Raw genomic sequence first — 21191 nt, 5'->3', positions numbered from 1 at the left:
CTAGCTCCTATTTTTCTTCATTGGCAGCGGCTTCTTCGGCTAATTCCTTAGCGTTCCGTTCCTTCAATTCAGCAGAAATCCGCTTGTAGGTTTCCTTATCCAAATTGTAGAACTTCATGGAGAAGATAGCGATGAAGTAAATGATAATAGGCACAATTGTCGTGGCAATAACGATCCCGTGTAAGGCACCAGCAGTTTGATGCTGCGTCGTGGCCACGTAACCGGTAGCGGAAAGTACCAGGCCGGGAATCATCCCACCTAAGGCGTTCCCACATTTGAACACGAAACCGATGATGGCGTAGATGACACCACCCATCCGTTTGTTCGTCTTGTATTCACCATATTCAACCGTTTCTGGAATCAAGGCCCACATGTAAGCGGAAATCATCCCGTTACCAACTGAGGCGATCCCACGAGAAATGAAGATCCAAACGATCCATTCTGGTCTAGCAAAGAACAGACCAACCATCCCGATAATGTCGGCAGCCACGGAAACAATGATCAATTGGAACTTGGTCATATGGTTGGCTAACCAAGGAATAGCTGGAATAAAGGCCAAGGCTGGTAAGGTCCCGGCTAAGGAGTACCACTTAACCAAGTCGGCACGGCCAACGTAGTAAGTGACGTAGTAGATCCCAGTAGAACTAACGATGGACTTAACCCCATAGATAACAAAGAAGAAGATACACAAGATGACCAAGGGACGGTTATGTAATAATTGTTCGAAGACATCTTTAACCTTGATCTTCGTATGTGCAGCTGGTACCTTAACCCGTTCGTTAGTGGAGAAGAAACAACCCCAGAGTAACAGGCCACCCATGACACCCATGATGACCATGGTCAGTTGCCAACCTTTGGCAGCGCCCATACTCTTCGTAAAGAGATCGGCTAAGAATGGCACGAAGAACGCCACGATAACTTGACCAACGTTGGCCAAGAAGGTCCGGTACGTCGTTAAACTAACGGATTCTTGTTGGTCGTTGGTCATGGCGGACGTTAAACTCCCATAAGGGACATTGACGAACGTGTAGCAAACGGACAACAGAATGTAAGTCACGTAGGCGTAAGCTAATTTACCCACACCGCCGAAACTTGGTACCGTGAAACAGAGAACAGCTAAGATGGCAAATGGAATCGCGCCATACAGCAGGAATGGCCGGTACTTCCCCCAGCGGGTATTCGACTTATCAACGAAGAATCCAATGATGGGATCACTGAACGCATCGATAAACCGGACCACCAAGAACAGTAATGAAGCGGCACCAGCTGACAATCCAAAGACATCGGTATAAAAGAAGAGTAAGTAACTGGATAAACTGGCGTAAATTAAATTACAGGCAAAATCACCAAGTCCAAACCCAACCTTTTCACCCACACCAATCTGACCAATTGGCCTGATTGTGCGTTTTGGTTGCGCATTTTCCATGAATGAGGCATCTCCTTCGACTATAAATTTAAAATATTAAACTAACCACCTCGAAGTATATCAGGAAGCGATTTCAATTCAAGAGGTCGAAGGCGTTGCCTATGCCAGTTTCAGTTGAGTTATTTAATTATGAAAACGCTTTTCAAAAGAGATTGTTCCCCATTGTGCCAATTAATGCCTTTTGTGAAAAATATTTTATGAAAGTTTTGTAAATCATGATTTTAAATGTTATTTTAAGAAAATAAACTAATCGGGGGATATGAACGATTTGCTAACTGCTATTGGTGCCGATCCCTGCTGTGACAGCGTTTATCGTAACAATCTATTTCTCTTAGTAAATGAAAGCAACCAACTTAATGCGTAAATCCCGCTCCAGCTAACCACCGGAGTGACGGCCATTCCACCACGTTTTCCATTTAACGCGCTTACATCGACAACAAAGACCGGCGCTTTTTCATCATGCTCGGCACCGGTCGTTGTCTTTTATCAGGTTTGTTTAATTTTTATATCAAAACAGATTACCGTGGAAACAGGGGTAATTCTGCTAAAAATTCAATGTCCGGCCGATCAACCGCATCACCCTCAGCCAGAATGGCCAACTGGCCCACGACCGTCGCCCCAGCCTTCTCGATCAAGGCTTGAGCTGCTGCAAGTGAGCCACCACTGCTGATAACGTCGTCGACAATGACGACCCGTTTAGCAACCAGCTTATCCGCATCCGTCCCATCAAGAACCAATTGCTGTGGCGCACTGGTCGTGATTGCCTTCACCGGCACCGTCAATGGTGCCACCATGTAGTCCTTCACGTTCTTCCGCAACACCACAAACTGGGGGTGATTCGTAACGCGACTTAGTTCCTGCGCCAACGGAATCCCCTTGCTTTCCAATGTGACGAAATAATCGAACTCAGCCGGTACGCGTTTAGCCAGGGCCTGTGCCGCATAATCTGTCAATTCAGCATCGCCCAGCAATACGAAGGACGCAATCGCTGTGGTGTCACTGATCGGCATAATCGGCAGGCGCCGGGTTAATGGCCCAATCTTAATCTCAAAAGTTTTCAACGCTTAGACCCCCAGTCCCAAGAGTGGCAAACAGAATTTCAGAATTGCGCCCGCTAACAGTCCAGCGAAGGGATCGGCCACCGCTGTGATCACCAACGTAATCGCCGCGATAGTCGCCGTAGGTCCTTGTAGAGCCATGCCGGCGTTGACTGGAAAAATAACGACCGTCCCCAGAATAAACAGGAAGCCGGCAATTGAAGCGCTCGGCACGTATTTGCCCAATTTAGGTAGCCAGCCCACGGCCAGGATTGCCGCCATAATCAGCATCATCATGATACCGGCAACGACTGGCTCAGGCGCGCTGGCCGTTGCTGAGATAATAGCTTCAACCGGAGCACCACCCAATAGACTGGTCCCCATATCAGCGATTGATTGCGTAATCGTCAGTAGGTTTAAATCAACTGGATTGGGCTTCTGACCCGTCATTTGGCCGGTAATCAAGCCGTAAGAAATGTTGGCGCCGATATTCAAACATGCCAGACTTAGTGCCCCGCGGACCACGCGCACGTTGACTGTCGGCTTGGTGAAAACGAACCGCCGTGCCGTCACGTGTTCTGGTAATTCTGCGCGATAGTGCTGGATAAAGACGGCGGCGAGGCTGGAGCCAACCACCGAAACGACGATGGTCCACACCAAGTCCTTGGTAATCAGGTAAGTCACAGCGGCCAGTGCCACCGATAGCCACCCGGTCAGCCGTTCGGTCTTCGCCATCCCCAGGGCAATCTTAGCCAGCATGATTCCCACTCCGGCCATCATTCCCGCCATGATGCCGCTACCGAGGATGTCGACAATCTTAGTGAGCGTTCCCGTAACCCCAATCAGTAACATCACGATGGACCCGCCCAAGATAATCGAGGTCCGTTCGCGTAAGTCTCGTCCCAGCTTACCGGTTAGGGCCAATGACTCCGCCTGAAACGATAACGGCGCAACGGAACTAAAGGCTCCGTTGACCGCTGAAGCAAAAATAAAAGAAAACATCGTTGGAAAAATTGCAAAACCGAGCGACATCGCCATAATTCCCTGCGGAATGCCGTTTAACACTACTCCGATGGCCGCTAACAGATCGGCTACCCAGTGCATAATCATTTCCTCCCCACTAGAAACGGTTTATTCGTATTTCTTCACTATCATACGGTATATACCGATTTAAGTCTACATTTATTTTATGTTTCCCGAATAATTAATATAAAATTCGTTATTAAATTCGTGTATAGTTAAAACTCGTGACTACTTGTCTTCCAATCAGTCGCGCCCCTCAACCACTCTCAGGCCTAAATGCTTGCGATTATCGTCACTTTCCCGTATGCTAATGGACAATTGCTTCGAGTAACTCGAAGGTCAATCTCGTCGGGAGGAAATCAAAATGTCTTATACCATTCACGAAGTCGCCGAAAAAATGGGAATCTCCACTTATAGCATCCGTTACTACCATGAACATGGCATGTTGCCATTTGTCCAGCGTGACGCCAATAATAACCGAGTCTTTGAGGACAGTGACCTCGAATGGCTCAACATCATCGTTTGCTTACGGGCAACCGGGATGTCGGTCGAACGGATCAAGCACTACCTCGACCTCGCACAGGACGGCGATGACACCGTCCCAGAACGTTACGAGATGATGAAAGAACAGCAAGCCCGGACCTTGCAAGAGATTCAGGACCTCCAACAACATCTCGCCACGATTAACTTCAAGGTTGACCACTATGCCGAATTAATGGAGAATCATGAACCCGACAGCTTCCTGCCTTCGGACTTACAACAGCGGACTGCGGTTAACCAATAATACGACTTCATCTCAGCTGTCAGGCCCACGTCTGGCGGCTTTTTTAGTGCTTAAACCAGGTAGTTCCCCGGCTTCAAGCCATAATTCTTGACCCCCCCTTAACCAATATGCTAATCTAAAAACTCTGTGAAATTATTACATTGTTTATAAGGGGGGCTCACTCGTGGAAACGACCCTATTGCCGCACTGGCGGCGTAACATTTATCTCTTCTTAACCAGTCAGTTTCTGTCAGGCATCACCAGCATGGTCGTCCAATACGCCATCATCTGGTACTTAACCAAGCAGACTGGCTCGGCGACCGTCCTTAGTCTAGCAACCTTATTGGGCATGCTACCCATGGTCTTACTTAGTCCATTCGTTGGCCCATTCGTCGATCGGCTCAACAAGAAACTCCTGCTGATTGTGCCGGACATCGTTGCCGCCGTATTTGCCATTATCCTTTCCGTCGTGGGGACGCTACAGGACACCTTCCCACTATGGCTGATCTTCATCTCACTCTTGGTGCGGGCCATCGCGCAAACATTCCAAATGCCCACCATTCAGTCGATTATGCCGACCATGGTGCCAACCGAGCAGCTGACCAAGCTCAACGGTCAACTCGGCATGGTGCAATCAGCCAATATGATCATCGCACCGGCGTTAGGCGCTTTTCTCTTTGCACTAATTCCCCTGAACTTCCTGATCCTACTGGACGTCCTCGGTGCTGTCATCGGCATTAGCCTGCTCCTATTCGTCAAAATTCCCGAACATCCCGTGATCGATGAACCCGTTCACATCTTGGGAGACGCTAAATTTGGCCTAGATAAGCTTCGACACACTCGTGGCTTGTGGGCCATCACCATTGTTGGCGCCATTTTTACGTTGCTCTTCATGCCCGCGGCTAGCCTCTATCCGCTAATGACCATGGGCTACTTTCACGGTAGCGTTGGTCAAGCCGGTCTCATCGAAGTCGTCTACTCCGTCGGCATGCTGCTGGGCGGTACCATCATCGGGGTATTTGGTAACTGGCGCGACCGCATGCCGCCCATTCTGTGGGCCATGGCTGCCATGGGGGTAACCTTCGGCGCAAGTGGTTTTCTCCCCGGCAACCATACTGGTTTCATCTGGTTCGTTGGTCTAAACACTTTAGCCGGTATCGCCACGCCATTCTATAGCACGCTGCTAATGGCAATGATCCAGCAAAGCTTTCCACCAGCACAACTTGGACGAATTCTTGGCGTTCTCAATTCCATCATGAGTATCACCGGACCAGTCGGCTTAATCTTCGCTGGCCCACTCGCTGATATGATTGGTGTGGAAAAACTGTTCATCATCGGTGGCGTTGGCTCACTGGTCTGCGGTCTCTTGATGTGGCTGCTTCCCAGTACCCGTCGCTACGACGTCAAGCTGCAAACACACGCCCAACCCGAGCTCACTGATACCGTTAATTAACCCCAACCTGGCCATCCCGTTTCAACGGATGGTCTTTTTTATCTTGACAAAATGAATGAATAATTATAATATTCATTCATAAGCAAACGAAAGGAACCTAGCCGATGGAAGAAAAACAGGAACGCCTCTTCACCGCCGCTCACGATTTATTTCTAAATCAAGGGTTCAAACGGACCAGCATTGCTGAAATCGCCAGTCAAGCCGGTGTAGCGGTCGGTACCTTCTACAATTTCTATCAGTCCAAATCAGACATCTTCGTCCAAGTCTACAACGCCGAGAACGAACGAGCTAAGGGTCAAATTCTGGCTGCCGTCGACCTCGATGTGGCCCCTACTGACCTAGTCAAAACGGTCCTCCATCAGATTTTTACCCACTCCGCCGACAATCAGATTCTGCAGGAGTGGTTCACCAATCCCAAACTTAACGCACTGATTGCCCGCAACAATCAGAGTGCCGTCGAGGAAAGTCTAGTCTACGCCACCCTCATGCACCTGATCGATTGCTGGCAGGACCGTGGTCTTCTTAAGGACGGCCTCTCCAAGGACCGCGTTATCAGTCTATTTAACGCGCTGACCGTAGTCGATTTCCACCAGAGTGAGATCCAAACGGATGACTACTACCAGCTGCTGAACGATCTAATTTCCGGAATTTTATTGTTTATTCTAAAATAGCCCAACCGGTTATTTTTTTACACCAAAATGAATGAATTGACATAATATTCATTCAATTAAAAGGAGCGTATCATTCATGAAAAAGCTATTCTGGCTGCTACTGACCATCGTCATCATTCTCGGTACCCTAGCTCTCTGGCTCACCACCAGCAATCGGCGATTCAACGTCAGTACCGGTCGAATTAGCCAATTAACCACTCAAAACATGTCATTTAATACCCAACCACAGACGGTCCATCTCGTCCTGCGAACTGCTCAACTGAAGATTAAATCAGGCAATCACTATCAGTTAACAGCACACCATGTCAGCAGTGATCAATTCAAGCTGACTCACTCAAACAGCGTTCTCTCAATTGCTGAAACCAATGCCAAACACCATCAGCTCGAAATCGGTAAGACGCCTGTCCTCACGCTAACCGTGCCGACTAAGGTTGAACAGTTAACGGTCGACCAACTCAACGGAACATTAGCGCTCAACGATCTTACTGTGGGTACGCTGACCCTTCACCACCGTAATGGGACGACTACGGCAACCAACCTCACCGTCACTCGCGGCGGTAAACTCATCAAACAGAATGGCCGAACCGACCTGCGACGGCTCACTAGCGATGGTCTCAGCGTCGCCATTAAGACTGGGCAGTTCAAACTAAACGGGACAAAACGTGCCAGCAACCAGCAAACCTACACGCAAGCCGGCAATCATCCCCTGACCATTAAGAGTGGTACAGGACAGGTGCACGTAACGACCAACTAACAACAAGAAGGGTGCCGAGACCAGCCGTCTCAGCACCCTTCTATTACATATCATTAGTTAGCCGCAACGAACGCCGCCAGCTGCCTACATTTTCTTTTCAAACCCTTCCATCGGTGCCGCCTGATTCTGATAATCGGCCGCAGCTTCAGGATCCGTGGTGAAGTGCATCACGGAATAAAAGGCCCCATTCAGGTAGTCCTGCATGGCACGTGGAATCTTCAGCTCAGCCATTTCGGATGGGGAGAGTTGGTAGCGAATGCTAGCTTCATCCCCGTCAGCAACCTTTTCCATCCACTGAGGTTCACGAATCATTTCGCGGCCCATGGCAACCAAGTCAGTGCCCATGGCCAAGACAGCGTCGGCATCCGCTGGTGTTTCCACGGAACCCACCCCGATCAATGGCTTGCGACCAGCTAGCTGTGCCACTAATTTCGCAATGATTGGCTCATGATCGGACTTGTCATTCAGCGACGTCCGGTGGGCCGAACCCATCGACGTGTGGACGTAATCCACCGCGGAATCCCCCAGCATATCCACGAAGGCCAAGGTGTCCGCCAAACGGATTCCGGGCGTCTCGATCTCTTCTGGTGAAATCCGGTAACCCAGTAGGAATGGCCGATCGGCGTACTGATCAATGGCAGTGTGGGCACTGGCGATGACGGCCCTGGCAAATGCCATGCGATCATCGCGGTTGCCGCCCCACTTGTCGGTTCGCTGGTTGGAATTAGGAGAGAAGAACTGTTGCAGCAAATAGGTGTTGGCTCCGTGGAGTTCGACCCCGTCAAAACCAGCAGCAATCGCTCGCCGCGTAGCATCCCCAAAGGCTGTAATGATGTCGTCGATCTCATCGGCAGTCAGTTCCCGTGGTGTCTGGGAATCGGCAGGATAAGCGGCCTTAATCGCACTGGCACTGACGGGTTGGTTACCCCGCAGAATCTGGTCGTTAGACTTACGGCCAGCGTGGAAGATTTGGAGAACGGCTTTGGTCCCGTTACGTTTCATGGCGTGGGCCAGTTCACTCAGGCCGGCAATATCCCCGTCATTAGCAATCGACAGTTCCCCTTCAAATCCCTTGCCACTCGCAATCACGTTGGCCACTTCGCCAATGATCATGCCCAAGCCACCGGAACGAGCGCCATAAAAGGCGATTTCGTCGTTTGTCACGTGGCCGTCGTAGAAGCTAGACATCGTGGTCGTTGGTGACATGACCACCCGATTTTTCAGTGTGATGCCGTTCTTAAAGGTATAGGGTGCCATAAACTTATGTGTCATTAGAATTTCCACCTTTCTGAGTTGCGTTACAGGTTTGAATTGCGTTTAAAATGGGCCGGAGCGTTTCCCCCGCGGCGGTCAACGACCAGCACCATTGTTTCATGTGAAACATCACGAGTTGGTGGCGCTGGAGCTGCAATAAACCGAGCCAACACCGCCAATGCTGCCAAATGGGAATCTGCCGTGACAACATTCCCGGCGATTGGGGCGCTTCAGCCAAGAGTAACAGAACCTGCCACTGCAAGGGCTGGGTCACAATTGCTCGCGTGGCTTCTAGACCACGAATCGTGGGTTCCATGGAACCACCTCCTCAACATCACCTAGCATAAGGGCTTACTGAGCATAAAAAAAGAAGGCACTTTGAAGTGCCTCCCACTAATTTTGCAATAATTTAGCAAACCCATCATGATCGTTTTGAATTTCCATCTCCGGCACCTGACTGGCCCGCTGCTCACCCCATAGCGACATCTGCACCAAGATTTGGCCCAACGAACGCCCCAAATCTGTCAGCTCGTAGACTACTTTAAAAGGTGCCCGGTCACCGTACACCAGTCGCTTGATGATGCCATCGTCTTCAAGTTCTCGCAGTTGTTGCGTCAGAACTTTTTGCGAGATCGCCGGCAACTCTTGGCGGAGATCACACGTCCGCTGTGGCCGGTTGCCCAAATGGCAGAGCAGTTGGGGCTTCCACTTGCCACTAATAACACCCAAAGTAGCTTCAACCCCATTATTATATGACTTCTTCACGTGATGACCTCCCAGCGTTTTTTTCTATCTTACCGCAATAGACGCTTTTTGGGGAGTAGGCACCTTTTGGTAACCATGGAAATTCTCTCTTAAAAGGCGTAGAATAACGATAATTTTATTCGTTGAGGAGGTCTGCTCATGCTCAAACCTTATCCGTTAAACATCGGCGATCACATTGCCATTGTCAGCCTTTCCAGTGGTGTTCTGGGCGAGAATTTCACCGCCCACGAGCTCGCTCGCGGCCAACAACGCCTGCGAGAACTGGGACTCATCCCGGTCACCATGCCTAACGCGCTCAAGGGTCTCGACTATCTTGAAGCACACCCGGAAGCTCGCGCCGTCGACCTGAAAATGGCCTTCACCGATCCCCAAATCAAGGGAATCATCTGTGCCATCGGTGGGATCGATACCTACCGCCTAGCCCCCTACTTACTGGACGATCCGGAATTCATTGCGGCCGTTCAGACGCACCCCAAACTATTCACGGGATTTTCAGACACCACCGTCGACCATTTAATGCTGTACCGATTGGGTCTCACGACTTACTATGGACCGAATCTGCTGAACGACTTGGCCGAACTGGGACCGGCCCTGCTGCCTTACACGCGACAGACGTTAGCCCATTACTTCCAGAACCCAGCCACCACGGCAATTACCAGCAGCCCCACTTGGTACGAAGAGCGCACGGACTTTTCGCCAGCCGCGCTGGACACACCACGGCGTAGTCATCCCGAGACCCGTGGCTACGAGGTGCTTCGCGGAACGGGCCGCGTCACGGGTCGCCTCCTGGGCGGCTGTATCGACAGTCTCAACAGCTTGCTGACGGATGCCCGCTACCCCGACGAGCCAGCGATTGCCCGGAAATACGGCTTGTTGCCGGCCCCCGATACCTGGCGTGACAAGATTCTCTTCCTAGAAACCAGTGAGGAGCAACCGACGCCGGCAGCCTACCAAACGATGCTACAAAATCTCAAGGATGTTGGTATCCTTGGTAACGTTCGTGCCATTATCACCGGTAAACCACAGAACGAGCGCTACTATGACGCCTATTGTCAGGCCCTGCTGACCATGACTAGCGACCTAAATACGCCCATCATGACCAACTTCAATTTTGGTCACGCCTATCCCCGAACCGCCCTGCCCTATGGCCTGACGGCGGAATTGGACTGCACGGCGAAAACGTTAACGGTGACGGAGCCCTTCTTTGCGGGAGTTGTTACGGAATAATTAACGGGCTAGTGCGGAACATCTCTCACATTTGGCAGTAATATCAAGGCCCATTTAATTATTAATTATATATTAATAATTAAATGGGCCTTCTACTTGCTGATTTCTGGTCACCTGTTAAACTGAAACCTAAGCTAAAAAGTTTCTCCAACTAAAGGGAGGCTTCAAAAATGGACGCCCCCAAAAAAACATGGTATTACTGTCACTGTCGCTAATAACGGTCAAATTTCTATTCCAGAAAAAGTTAGACAGCAATTAGGCCTACACGATGGTGATCAGTTTAATTTAACCGTCACCAAGTCCGGCTCCCTGATCCTAGATAGTGAACCAACCGCACAAGATTGGCATACTGCAAGTCAACCACGCCCGTTTAAAAACGGACGCTTGCGAGAACCACACCCCACGGCATGGTGACCACAATTTGCTTAGATACAGCGCTAGCCTACGAATAGGACTTATCCGCTAATTACCAAAGCCTTTTAAGTCCGCAGGTTGCCAGACGGACTCATTTCTTACAAGGTTACTAAACCCTTAGCTAAAATATTTTTAGCTGCGTTATGATCACGCGCATGAAGCGTACCACAACTAGGACACGTCCACTTGCGATCAACTAACGTCAACTTGTTTTTACCAGTCAGGACGTGACCACAATCACTACAAGTTTGCGTTGTATTTCGGGGATTCACAGTCAGAAATTTCCGACCATACAAATCAGCTTTGTAGGACAGCATAGCCAATAATGTTCGCCAGCCAACATCCGAGATACTCATTGCCAAAGCGTGATTCCGCAACATGTTTTTACTCCGCAGTTCTTCAGCTACGACTAAATCGTGGTTTTTGATTAAGGCCGTAGAGACATGGTGCAGAAAATTCTTGCGTTGATTAGCGACTTTAAGCTGAAATTTGGCCACTAGTAACCGTTGTTTTTGATAATTTTTTGATTCTGATAACCGTCGTTGGTTCTTTTTAGCTCGTCTGGCCCGTCGTGACAGCTTCTGTTGGGCTTTAGCCAGCTTTCCTTTAATCATTCGATAGTAACGCGGATTAGCAATCACCTGTCCATTGGAGTCCGTCAAAAAGTTATCAAGATTTAGATCAATCCCAACCTTAGATTTCGCAACTCTTTGTTTGCCAACGAAAGGTTGTGCCGATCCAAGCTGCAGGGAAACGAAGTAATGGCCGACAGCATCCATCGAAATTGTTGTGGTCCCAATTCTAATATCATCGGCTTGATCCAAAATCTTCGATGGCAGCCCCTTGAAACGGAGATGCCCCAGCTTAGGTAGTTGTAGGTGGTGGTCATCATTTAGTCTTACGCTACCATTACGCATGGTCGGCACTGTCACTTTGGCACTGTAGAGACACGACGTTTGATAGGTCTGAGTATAACCACGTTTATGAAACTTAGGAGTTCCCGCCTGATGAACCTGACGGAATAGTTTCCAGGCAGTCTTATAGTTCTTGATGGCATTGGCTTTCATCAAGCTGTCAAAATCCGGATGATTGAGCCAACCATGCATATTGGAGATAGCAGTTGATGGTTTTCTTAGACGTTCAGTCAAATCAGCGATTCGATCCAAGACAATTGTAATTGGAATCTTTACTTGCTTTAACCAGAACAAGTCATTGTTCATGCCATTCATCTGATTATAAATAAATCGACTGGCGTCACTGTTACGCTTAATCAGCCGCTTTTGTTCAGTTGAAGGAAAGACTCTAACCTTAACGCCATAATGATAAGGCAATTGTGCCATTGTCTTCGCCATAAGTTGCCACCTCCTCTTGCTTGATAGTAGCATAGCATATGAGTATACTGTAGCCATAACAAAACGGCTTATAATAATATTTATGGATAATTCATATGAGTAAGGAAATCGTATAAAGTTACATTGCCAGTCATCTAAGGACATAGTGGCATTCATCCTTTGTTTGAAAGCAAGGGAATTCTGCCTAATTTATATTAAAGACATTCCTAATGAAGTCGTTGATGTCGATGAGTCTGGACACTATGATCCTAAGAAGTCTCCCACCTTTGATCAATGGATGCGTGCAGGCTAACGAAAATTACAATTGTACCTTTCTACATAAGCTTCCAAAAACTACATTTAAGCTCACTATAAAAGGGCACTCAGCCAATCGACCGAGTGCCTTTCCTCATACACTATCTAACTTGCCGGTACCGCCATCACGTCGGTATCCACAATTCCAAACTGCAAGCGCATCGCCGTCTCAATTTCTTCCCCTAAACGGTAGCTGTCCTGGACTTCCATGTGCGGGTCGACCGCAATCACCAATTCCAGCGTCACCACGTTCCCGTTGTAGTGGGCCTTCAGTTCCAGAACCCGTTTGACCTCTGGAAAATCCTCAGCGGCTTGCCGAAACCGGTCTTCGACTTGGGGATCGAAGTAGTCAGCCAAGTTCAGACTACTCTCGCGAAAGATCTTAATTCCCGAGGCGAGCAGAAAGAATCCAACTAGAATACTGGCCACGCCATCCAACCAACTCAGTTTGAAGAACAGCGCACCACCAATGGCCACCATCGTCCCCAGACTGGTTACGGCATCACTCAAGCTATCCTGAGCAGCGGCCGTCAACGCCGCGTTCTGGAGCTTTCGACCTGCTCGCCGGTTCAGCCACCAGACTCCCAGCATGATGACCGTCGCAATCCCGGCTCCAACCAGCGTGATTGCTCGGGGAATCTCCTGCGTATCCGTACGCATCAGACTCTTGATCCCAGAAAAAATAACGCTAGCGGCAATGACGATCATTACTAATCCGGTAATCAGGGTGAAGACGGTCTCGTAGTGAAAACGCGTCAATTGCAGACGCTGGCCACTATTTTCAAAATCCTCTGGCAATGGTTGCCCCATCAGATCATCGTCGTGAATATCCCGAGCAATGTAGAGGCCAACCATTAAAAGGACGGACGCAATGATTCCTGATAAATTATTAAACGCATCCGCCCGCAACGTCTGCGAGTGCCCGATGATGGCGAGGTAAAATTCAATCACCGAAATCGCCAGGTACGCCCCAACGTTTAACACCAAATGCCGCTGGGCACCCTTCAATTTCGCCAGTTCGGTTTGTTGGCGAGCGTGCCACACAGCCTGCTCACTGCGGCGATGCGCATCCATATCCTTCATACCCATTCCTTCTCACCTGCTAAGATACTTTCATTATAACCATATTGATGAAAGAAACATGCCCCTGGCGAATTTGTTTTGCCAAATAGGCACTTAACCATCAGCTGTTTTCGTGTTGACTAGTCAACTTGTTAGCTTTTTCATTATCACAAAATACCGCTAGATAGCCATAATTTTATTTTTATTACGCATTCGTAAATCGCCCATCTGTCAACATTTAATCCGGTTGCACACCCCTCGTAAATGACAAAATGGACGAAACCTATTGCAAACTGTAATCACCTAAGTTATAATTACTTTGTGAAATTGGTACTAAGGATTTTCAAAACTTCTGAAAGAGGGAAAATTGAATTATGGCTGAACGTAGTTATGACTTTCTTATGCCCAGTGTCAACTTTTTTGGCCCTGGCGTAATTAGCAAGATTGGTGAACGTGCAAAGATGTTAGGGATGAAGAAGCCCGTCATCGTGACTGGGAAGATTCTCGAAAGCATGGAAAATGGTGCCGTTCAACAAACCATTGCTTCTCTTGAAGCGGCTGGCGTGGACTACGTTATTTACGATAACGTTGAACCCAACCCAAAGATCCGGAATATCAAAGAAGTTAAGAAACTTTATGAAGAAGCTGAAGCCGACTCCATCATCACCATTGGTGGGGGCTCCGCTCACGATACTGGTAAGGGTGCTGGTGACATTTTGACCAACGGCGACGACATTACCAAGTTAGCCGGGATCGAAACGCTCGACCACGCCTTACCACCACTGATTGCCGTTAACACGACTGCCGGGACTGGTTCCGAATTGACCCGTCACGCCGTTATCACAAACGAAGAAACCCACTTGAAGTTCGTGGTCGTTTCATGGCGGAACATTCCGTTGGTTTCCTTCAACGACCCTACTCTGATGCTCGACATTCCTAAGAACTTGACTGCCGCAACTGGGATGGACGCCTTCGTCCAAGCCATCGAACCATACGTGTCCGTTGACCACAACCCAATCACCGACTCACAATGTATCGAAGCCATCAAGTTGATTGAAGGTTCCTTACGTGAATCCGTTGCTAACGGTCACAACCTGGATGCTCGGACCAAGATGGTCGAAGCTGAAATGTTAGCCGGGATGGCCTTCAACAACGCCAACTTAGGTTACGTTCACGCCATGGCTCACCAACTCGGTGGCCAATACGACGCCCCACACGGTGTTTGCTGTGCATTGCTCTTGCCTTACGTTGAACAATACAACATCATCGCTTGCCCAGAACGTTTCGCCCAATTGGCTGAAATCATGGGTGAAGACACCACTGGTTTGTCCACGCGCGACGCTGCTGAATTGTCCATCAAGGCCATGAAGCAAATGTCACAAGATGTTGGTATTCCAACTTCCATCAAGGAAATTGGTGCTAAGCCAGAAGACTTCGAACTGATGGCTGAAAATGCCTTGAAGGACGGGAACGCCTTCTCTAACCCTCGCAAGGGAACTAAGGAAGACATCATCAAGATCTTCCAAGCTGCCTACGACGCTGAATAAAAAGTAATCGTTGATTGCGGGAAGCCGCCACTTCCTGCAGTCAGTTGAATACTATTAGTTAACACGACGAAAAGGACCATCTCACTGAGATGGTCCTTTTTGCTGTCTCTGATTATTGTGGAGCAACCCGATATCGGAGCACCGTCTTCGCCTTTTCCGGTGCCGTCCGACGAGTATCGGTCAGATAGATTTCACGGTGCCAGTAGTCGCCCATCGTGGGAATCACCTTGAGCTTCTGGTCAGCCAACACCTGCTGCAGCTGAGCAAACGTGGCCGGCTCGTCATCAAACGGTCCCTGATGAATCGTCTGGAGGACTTGGCCCTCTTCATATGTCTCCCACTTCAGCGCCGTCAACCAGGGATTCTGCTTCTTCGCCTGGACCCGCGCCAGACTCGTCTGAAAATCGGCGGCCGTCAGTCGGTCCGGTTGTCGGAGCATAATCTTATAGCGTAGCGCAGACTTATTCAGTTCCGCCCCACGTGACCCATCGTCGGTGGTCCAAACGCCTTCTAATGGATACACGGTATATTCGTAAGGCGTTCCCAAATCACCGCGTTTCAACGCCATCCGCAGATCATAGGCTACAGGATAGAGTGCCCCAATCTGCTCGCTAAATTGCGGTTGATTGGGATCACCCGTCCCTGCCAAGGTGATGAAATTCAGCTTGGGCAACGTCAATAGTGTTGGTTTCCTAGGAAGATACCAGTCTTTTTCGGCCTTACGCCATTCATGTTTCACGTGAAACAACCTCCTTTGCCAAAAAGAGCGGGACAGTAACCGCCTCGCTCACGATTCATTATTTTTCAACCAATGGAACGAGCATCTCGCCATGAACGCCGTCAGCGTCGGTCCCCGTGACATAAGACGTGTTGGGCCCACCAACGTAGGCGTAATCGGTCAATTGTGGCAGGATTTCACCGAAAGCCGGTCCTTCCAGGGCATTGTACAGGCCCATCTGATCCGCTGCCGTCCCCTTGATCACCAGGTACTTGCTGGCTGGAAATGTAATCAGTCGTTGACCATCAGCGACCACCGTGTCGGCCGTAACTTCGCGGCCGGCGTAGTAACAGAACTTACCATTGACGGCTTCATTGACAGCAAAGGGGTAGTCATTCACGCCGGCTAAACTGTCCAGAACGTGCTCGGCATTAATTTTCTGCCAAAAGGCCGCCTTCTGTTGACCCATTTCTGGAAAACTGCCAGTAAGAACCGTGCCAATCCCTAATACCGTGAATGCTGCTTTCGTTTCAATCGTGTAATCTGCCATATTGTTGTGACCTCCTTAAGATGATAGACTCAGTATACGGTCTAATAGTTTCAAAAACTGACACCGTTAGGAGGAAAATTACTCATGAACAAAACTGACCGTATCAATACGATGATGCGCTACATCAATAATCGCCAATACTTTACGATTCGCGAACTGATGGCTCAATTTAATGTTTCGCGCAGTACCGTCATCCGCGACCTCAATACCATCCAGGAATTGGGCATGCCACTGACGGCAAGTGTCGGCCGAGACGGCGGCTACGCGGTCTTACAGAACCAATTACTGCCGGCCGTCCAGTTCAACAGCGAAGAGCTCAAGGCCCTGTTCGTCAGCTTTCTGGCAACTCTCAACACCCAGCTGCCCTACCTGCAGAACCGCAATACCCTAACGGAAAAGCTGGTGGCAATTGCCTCGCAAGCCCAGCAGGATGACCTGCTCACGCTGCAGGAACTCCTAGTCTTTGACCATACCAACCCCCGCAATCCCAAGCTGACTGAGCTCACCGACTACGCGCCAGCCCTATTGAAACCCTTACTGAATGCCTGTCTGACAACGCGGCAACTCATCCTGACCACCGCGACCGCAACCCAGACCGTCTGGATTCGCCACGTCTTCAGCCGCCAAGCCAACTGGTACGTGGACGCCTGGGATCTGACCGGCCACCGCTTGGTCCAAATTGCCATCGATCAGCTGACAGCGGTGGCACCCGTTGCCCAGGAGGAGATCCTCCAGCCCGCAGCCATCGAAGCCGCCATCAAACAAGCCCAGCCGCTGCCCAACGTGAAGTTGACTTTAGACGCTGATGCCATTCAACAGTGGCACAACCATCCCCATCCAACCGCGGCGTTGCAGTATCAGGATGCCTTTCAACAAACGGCAATTCTGGAATGCCGGGTGGCACCAACCGACCCGCAACAGCTCACCGATTTTAGCCGGTGGTACCTATACTTAGGCGCCGGTGCCCGCATAGTGCAAGCCCCGACGCCTCTGATTACTATTTTAAAACAAACCGCGCAGCGTTTACTCGCGCAATTACCGCAGTAGGTACCCGCCATCGACTGGTACCATGACCCCGGTCACGTAGTCTGAAGCGTGGCTGGCCAAGAAAATCATCGGTCCCATTAGATCAGCTGGAACACCCCAGTCCCCACTTGGAATATGGGCGGCAATTTCTGGCCCACGAACGGGATCTTCTTGCAGTGCCTTCGTCATATCGGTACTAATGTAACCGGGTGCTAACCCGTTTACTTGGACGTTATCCTTAGCTAAGGCATCGGCATACGCCCGCGTCAAGCCTAACACAGCGTGCTTGCTGGCCGTGTAGGGGAAGATATATTTCCCAGCCCGGTAAGACAGCATGGAACCAATGTTGATGATCTTCCCGTGCTTCTGCTTGGTCAAGACCTTGGCAGCGGCGTGCGACAGGTAATAGGTGGCGTTCAGGTTAATATCAATGACCTTCTGCCAATCCTCATCCTTGTAGTCGAGCACGTCATTTCTGATAATGACCCCGGCATTGTTGACCAGAATATCAAAGTGGTCAAATTCCTTGAGGGTGGCGGCGATGATCTGGTCAGCCGCGCCCGGTGCGGTCACGTCTTGCTGGAAGAAACCAACACGTTGACCGTTCTTCTCAACGACCTGACGGATCTCATCCCAGCCGTTCTGCGTACGACTCACGACCATTACATCGGCACCGTACAGGGACAGTGCCGTGGTGTAGAACTTACCGAGCCCCCGGGCACCACCGGTAACAATGGCGACCTGACCCTTTAATGAAAAACTATCACGATTAAAATCTGACATGCAATTCACTCCTTAGTAATGCGCTTTCATTTTTAATTTTATCACCGTTTCCTGAAAACAGGAAAGGATTGGTCAGACCTGTTCGTCTGTTACCAATCCTCTCAGTGAAATCAGTTTAATTTTCTGACTTTTGTTTCTCTTGATGCCGTAATTCCATTTCGATTTCTTCCAATGACTTGCCCCGCGTTTCGGGAACCAGGTAGTGAACGAAGAACATGGAGAGGACGGCAAAGACAGCGAACACGGCAAATGGTCCCCCCACGTTGTTGTGGAAGTAGGCCAACATAACCAGGAAGAATTGTGAAACCAAGAAGTTCCCAATCCAGTTAGCCGCTGACCCGATGGACGACCCGATACCCCGAACGCTCAACGGGAAGATTTCACCAATCGTTACCCAGGCGATGGGCCCCCAGGAAATGGCGAACCCAAAGATGTAAACGGCGATGAGAATCATGGTTGGAATGGCCGTCGTGTGAATATCCATGGTAAAGTTCATCACGGCTAAGATTCCCAGTGAGACCGCCATGACGATCGACCCAAACATCAGGAACGTCCGTCGGTTGAATTTATCCATGATGAAGGTGGCAAGGACCGTCACAACAAAGTTCACGATCCCAATCCCCACGGAGATCCAGATGGCGCTGCCCTCCGCAAAACCAAAGCCTTTGATGAAGACTTGCGGCAGGAAGTAAATAACGGAGTTGATCCCGACCAATTGCTGCAGCAACATGATGCCGACCGCCACAATAACGGCGGGCCGGGCGACCGTGAAGAGTTCCTTCAGACCACCCTTAGGCTGACTGGCAACGATCTTGATCTCTGCCAGCTCGGCCGAGGGGTCATCCGTCGTATTCTTCCGCAACATTTTCAAAACGCTGAGTGCTTGATCATTCTTACCTTGTTCGGCCAAGAACCGCGGTGATTCAGGTAAAAGCAAGCCCCCAATTAACAGCAGCGCCGCTGGAATCAATGCGGACCCTAGCATCCACCGCCAATCCCGGATACCCAACAGGTTGTGGTCGAGGAAGCCCAGGTTAGAAACGTAGGCCAACAGAATCCCCAATGTAATCATCAGTTGGAACAATGTCCCCAATGAGCCCCGCCGTTCTGCGGGTGCCAATTCGGCCAGGTAGGCTGGCGTCAACGCTGACGCCGACCCAACGGCCAGCCCCAGGATGATTCGGGCAACGACCATTGACCAGAAGCCAATGGCAACCATCGATAGCGATGACCCGAGTAAGAAGAGAAGCGCCGCCAAAATCAGTAGGCGTTTTCGCCCATACCGATCGGCCAGTGGCCCAACGCCCAGTGCCCCAACGGACGACCCAATCAGTACGGAAGACGTGATGAACCCCGTCTGAGCGATGTTCAAGCTAAAGTTATTTTCAATCAGTGGTGACGCTCCAGAAATAATCCCCGTATCAAATCCAAACAATAATCCACCAAGTGCGCCGAAAGTAAAAATAAAGAAGGTACTTAAGTGTCGATTCATCTTATTGTCATCCTCCACTGTTCACAAACGTCTCTATCAAATTATTTATGTAACCGTTTCCATAAAACATTTTACCCGTTCTTGGGTCGAGACGCAATTGTCTAGACCAAAAAGTTATTCAAAAAATACAATTCTCTGTATATAACAGCTAAAAATCGGCACACAATCCCGGCTTAAAAGGATTGTGTGCCGATTACTATTATTCATTTTTATTAAAAACTAAGCAGAAAACCTGCGATTTCAATTGCGGGATGAATGCTCGAATTTAATATTTTTTCGAACGTATGTTCACTAAAAAGGAACTAAACATGGTATACTTAATCCAATCCACAGGGGAGGCATCCATTGGTTAAATTAGGGCGAACAATCAAGCTGAGACTCTGTCCGGACACTGCTCAAGCAGACCAATTTCTAGCGATGAGCCAGGAGTATCAACGATTAGCTAATATTGTCAGTCAATGGATTTTTGACCATGGGTTTCAGCTAAGCTGGTTAAAAATTAACCACCATTTGTACAAAGAATTTAGACAAGAATCAGAACTCAATAGCCAAATGATTCAGTCTGTCTTTCGGACAGTCTCAGCCCGCTATAAGACCGTTCGAGAACAATTGAAACAACATTCTTATCGCTACAAAAACGAAGAAAGCAAGTGGATTCAAGTTCCTAGAGACCTGAACTGGTTAGCGAAACCTATCCAGTTTCGTCAGCCACAAGCAGATTTGGTTCGTCAGAGTAACTATTCTTTTGTAGATGAAATGAGAAAAATTTCGATAACTACTCTAGGCAAACGGACTAAGTTGAGCTTCACCGACAAAGGATTCGAAAAATATTTTACTGATGATTGGAAATTAGGTACCGCTAAGCTGATTCACAACCAGGGTAAGTGGTTTTTGCACATTGGTATCACGAAAGAAATTAGTGATTTCGATACTAAGAATGATCCTCAAATCGTGGGTATTGACCGTGGATTACGTTTCCTAGCAACTGTCTTTGATAGTGAAGGAAAGACGTTGTTCTTTGATGGTCAAAAAATTTTACATAAACGGAAGAAGTTCATAGAAATCCGTCGTTGCTTACAAAGTAAAGGCACCAAGTCTGCCAAGAAAAGATTGAAACAACTGGCTCAACGAGAGAACCGCTGGATGACCGATGTGAATCATCGGCTAGCTAAGACACTCGTTACGGCATATGGTTCGCATACCCTTTTCGTTTTGGAAGACTTAACTCATGTGACATTCAACACCGATGACCTGCCTAAGTCTCTGCGTAATAGCCATCGTTCCTGGTCTTTCTTTCAGTTAGAAACTTTTCTAACGTATAAGGCTCAGGCTATTCAAAGTACTGTTGTGAAAGTGAGTCCAGCGTTCACCTCACAGCGCTGCCCGAAGTGCGGCCTAGTTGAGAAAACTAATCGGCATCATGATACCCACGAGTATTGGTGTAAACAGTGTCAGTATCGGTGTAATGACGATCGATTGGGGGCCATGAATATTGAGATGCTTGGTCAAGAATGGTTGAACGGTGTCAAACACCCAAAGATTGAGAAGCTAACAACTGCTGGGTAAACCTGGTAGTTAAA

General features: G+C 49.1%; 21 protein-coding genes. 9 read left to right on the top strand and 12 right to left on the bottom strand.

Annotated elements, in window-relative coordinates; all coding sequences use genetic code 11:
• Positions 1 to 7: 7 nt before the first annotated feature.
• The 3 genes from ACEPSU_RS01440 to ACEPSU_RS01430 form a co-directional block, all read right to left on the bottom strand.
• A complete protein-coding gene (locus tag ACEPSU_RS01440; RefSeq protein WP_020089868.1) occupies positions 8 to 1426 on the bottom strand; it encodes an MFS transporter in 1419 nt (472 codons plus the stop codon).
• 518 nt (positions 1427 to 1944) lie between these two features.
• Complete coding sequence (locus ACEPSU_RS01435) at positions 1945 to 2487, bottom strand: phosphoribosyltransferase family protein (protein WP_027826006.1); 543 nt, start codon at positions 2485 to 2487, stop codon at positions 1945 to 1947.
• Positions 2488 to 2490: 3 nt separating this feature from the next.
• A complete protein-coding gene (locus ACEPSU_RS01430) occupies positions 2491 to 3567 on the bottom strand; it encodes an NCS2 family permease (RefSeq protein WP_395322346.1) in 1077 nt (358 codons plus the stop codon).
• 283 nt (positions 3568 to 3850) lie between these two features.
• Between ACEPSU_RS01430 and ACEPSU_RS01425 the strand changes: the two genes are divergently transcribed.
• The 4 genes from ACEPSU_RS01425 (at position 3851) to ACEPSU_RS01410 (ending at position 7127) form a co-directional block, all read left to right on the top strand.
• Positions 3851 to 4270, top strand: a complete 420-nt coding sequence (locus ACEPSU_RS01425) for a MerR family transcriptional regulator (RefSeq protein ID WP_395322344.1) — start codon at positions 3851 to 3853, stop codon at positions 4268 to 4270.
• Between the two features lie 163 nt (positions 4271 to 4433).
• A complete protein-coding gene (locus tag ACEPSU_RS01420; RefSeq protein ID WP_395350815.1) occupies positions 4434 to 5702 on the top strand; it encodes an MFS transporter in 1269 nt (422 codons plus the stop codon).
• Between the two features lie 104 nt (positions 5703 to 5806).
• Positions 5807 to 6373, top strand: a complete 567-nt coding sequence (locus ACEPSU_RS01415; protein ID WP_395322340.1) for a TetR/AcrR family transcriptional regulator — start codon at positions 5807 to 5809, stop codon at positions 6371 to 6373.
• A gap of 76 nt (positions 6374 to 6449) precedes the next feature.
• Entirely contained in the window at positions 6450 to 7127 is a 678-nt protein-coding gene (locus ACEPSU_RS01410) for a hypothetical protein (protein ID WP_395322338.1), read from the top strand.
• 84 nt (positions 7128 to 7211) lie between these two features.
• Here the strand turns inward: ACEPSU_RS01410 and ACEPSU_RS01405 are convergent, their stop codons facing one another.
• The 3 genes from ACEPSU_RS01405 to ACEPSU_RS01395 all read right to left on the bottom strand — a co-directional run bounded on the left by ACEPSU_RS01405 (position 7212) and on the right by ACEPSU_RS01395 (position 9146).
• Complete coding sequence (locus ACEPSU_RS01405) at positions 7212 to 8399, bottom strand: NADH-dependent flavin oxidoreductase (RefSeq protein ID WP_395322336.1); 1188 nt, start codon at positions 8397 to 8399, stop codon at positions 7212 to 7214.
• Entirely contained in the window at positions 8389 to 8697 is a 309-nt protein-coding gene (locus tag ACEPSU_RS01400) for a hypothetical protein (RefSeq protein WP_020089876.1), read from the bottom strand. Before ACEPSU_RS01400 ends, ACEPSU_RS01405 begins: the two co-directional genes overlap by 11 nt.
• 77 nt (positions 8698 to 8774) lie before the next feature.
• The gene (locus ACEPSU_RS01395) at positions 8775 to 9146 is read right to left on the bottom strand and encodes a helix-turn-helix domain-containing protein (RefSeq protein WP_020089877.1); all 372 of its coding nucleotides are present in this window, start codon (positions 9144 to 9146) and stop codon (positions 8775 to 8777) included.
• 138 nt (positions 9147 to 9284) lie between these two features.
• Between ACEPSU_RS01395 and ACEPSU_RS01390 the strand changes: the two genes are divergently transcribed.
• Positions 9285 to 10373: a S66 peptidase family protein gene (locus ACEPSU_RS01390; protein ID WP_395322333.1), complete on the top strand. Its 1089-nt coding sequence runs from the start codon at positions 9285 to 9287 to the stop codon at positions 10371 to 10373.
• A gap of 195 nt (positions 10374 to 10568) precedes the next feature.
• Positions 10569 to 10787, top strand: coding sequence for an AbrB/MazE/SpoVT family DNA-binding domain-containing protein (locus ACEPSU_RS01385; protein ID WP_395323121.1), 219 nt, complete (start codon positions 10569 to 10571; stop codon positions 10785 to 10787).
• Between the two features lie 98 nt (positions 10788 to 10885).
• On the opposite strand, the gene ACEPSU_RS01380 is transcribed toward ACEPSU_RS01385, so the two are convergent.
• Entirely contained in the window at positions 10886 to 12139 is a 1254-nt protein-coding gene (locus ACEPSU_RS01380) for an RNA-guided endonuclease InsQ/TnpB family protein (RefSeq protein ID WP_395322331.1), read from the bottom strand.
• 399 nt (positions 12140 to 12538) lie between these two features.
• The gene (locus tag ACEPSU_RS01375; protein ID WP_395323621.1) at positions 12539 to 13516 is read right to left on the bottom strand and encodes a cation diffusion facilitator family transporter; all 978 of its coding nucleotides are present in this window, start codon (positions 13514 to 13516) and stop codon (positions 12539 to 12541) included.
• 353 nt (positions 13517 to 13869) lie between these two features.
• Here ACEPSU_RS01375 and ACEPSU_RS01370 point away from each other — a divergent pair, with 353 nt between their 5' ends.
• Positions 13870 to 15042: an iron-containing alcohol dehydrogenase gene (locus ACEPSU_RS01370; protein ID WP_020089880.1), complete on the top strand. Its 1173-nt coding sequence runs from the start codon at positions 13870 to 13872 to the stop codon at positions 15040 to 15042.
• Positions 15043 to 15154: 112 nt separating this feature from the next.
• Here the strand turns inward: ACEPSU_RS01370 and ACEPSU_RS01365 are convergent, their stop codons facing one another.
• Together ACEPSU_RS01365 and ACEPSU_RS01360 are read right to left on the bottom strand one after the other, a co-directional pair.
• Positions 15155 to 15781: a GyrI-like domain-containing protein gene (locus ACEPSU_RS01365; protein ID WP_395322327.1), complete on the bottom strand. Its 627-nt coding sequence runs from the start codon at positions 15779 to 15781 to the stop codon at positions 15155 to 15157.
• A 58-nt stretch (positions 15782 to 15839) separates the two neighbouring features.
• Positions 15840 to 16310 (bottom strand): GyrI-like domain-containing protein, encoded by a 471-nt coding sequence (locus ACEPSU_RS01360; RefSeq protein ID WP_395322325.1) that lies wholly within the window; start codon positions 16308 to 16310, stop codon positions 15840 to 15842.
• 84 nt (positions 16311 to 16394) lie between these two features.
• On the opposite strand from ACEPSU_RS01360, the gene ACEPSU_RS01355 reads away from it, so the two are divergent.
• On the top strand, positions 16395 to 17357 hold the full coding sequence (locus ACEPSU_RS01355; protein ID WP_395322323.1) for a helix-turn-helix transcriptional regulator: 963 nt from the start codon (positions 16395 to 16397) through the stop codon (positions 17355 to 17357).
• On the opposite strand, the gene ACEPSU_RS01350 is transcribed toward ACEPSU_RS01355, so the two are convergent.
• Both ACEPSU_RS01350 and ACEPSU_RS01345 read right to left on the bottom strand, forming a co-directional pair.
• Positions 17346 to 18119: an SDR family oxidoreductase gene (locus ACEPSU_RS01350; RefSeq protein WP_020089884.1), complete on the bottom strand. Its 774-nt coding sequence runs from the start codon at positions 18117 to 18119 to the stop codon at positions 17346 to 17348. The two genes, ACEPSU_RS01355 and ACEPSU_RS01350, sit on opposite strands and share 12 nt — an antisense overlap.
• Positions 18120 to 18234: 115 nt before the next feature.
• Positions 18235 to 19611, bottom strand: coding sequence for a sugar porter family MFS transporter (locus ACEPSU_RS01345; protein WP_395322321.1), 1377 nt, complete (start codon positions 19609 to 19611; stop codon positions 18235 to 18237).
• Positions 19612 to 19956: 345 nt separating this feature from the next.
• Between ACEPSU_RS01345 and ACEPSU_RS01340 the strand changes: the two genes are divergently transcribed.
• Positions 19957 to 21177, top strand: coding sequence for an RNA-guided endonuclease TnpB family protein (locus ACEPSU_RS01340; protein WP_395322319.1), 1221 nt, complete (start codon positions 19957 to 19959; stop codon positions 21175 to 21177).
• Positions 21178 to 21191 lie beyond the last annotated feature (14 nt).

Source organism: Levilactobacillus parabrevis (genome assembly GCF_044051715.1).
GTDB classification, from domain to species: Bacteria; Bacillota; Bacilli; order Lactobacillales; family Lactobacillaceae; genus Levilactobacillus; species Levilactobacillus parabrevis.
Note: the sequence above shows the minus strand (reverse complement) of the source record. Positions and strands in the feature narration are given on the sequence as shown.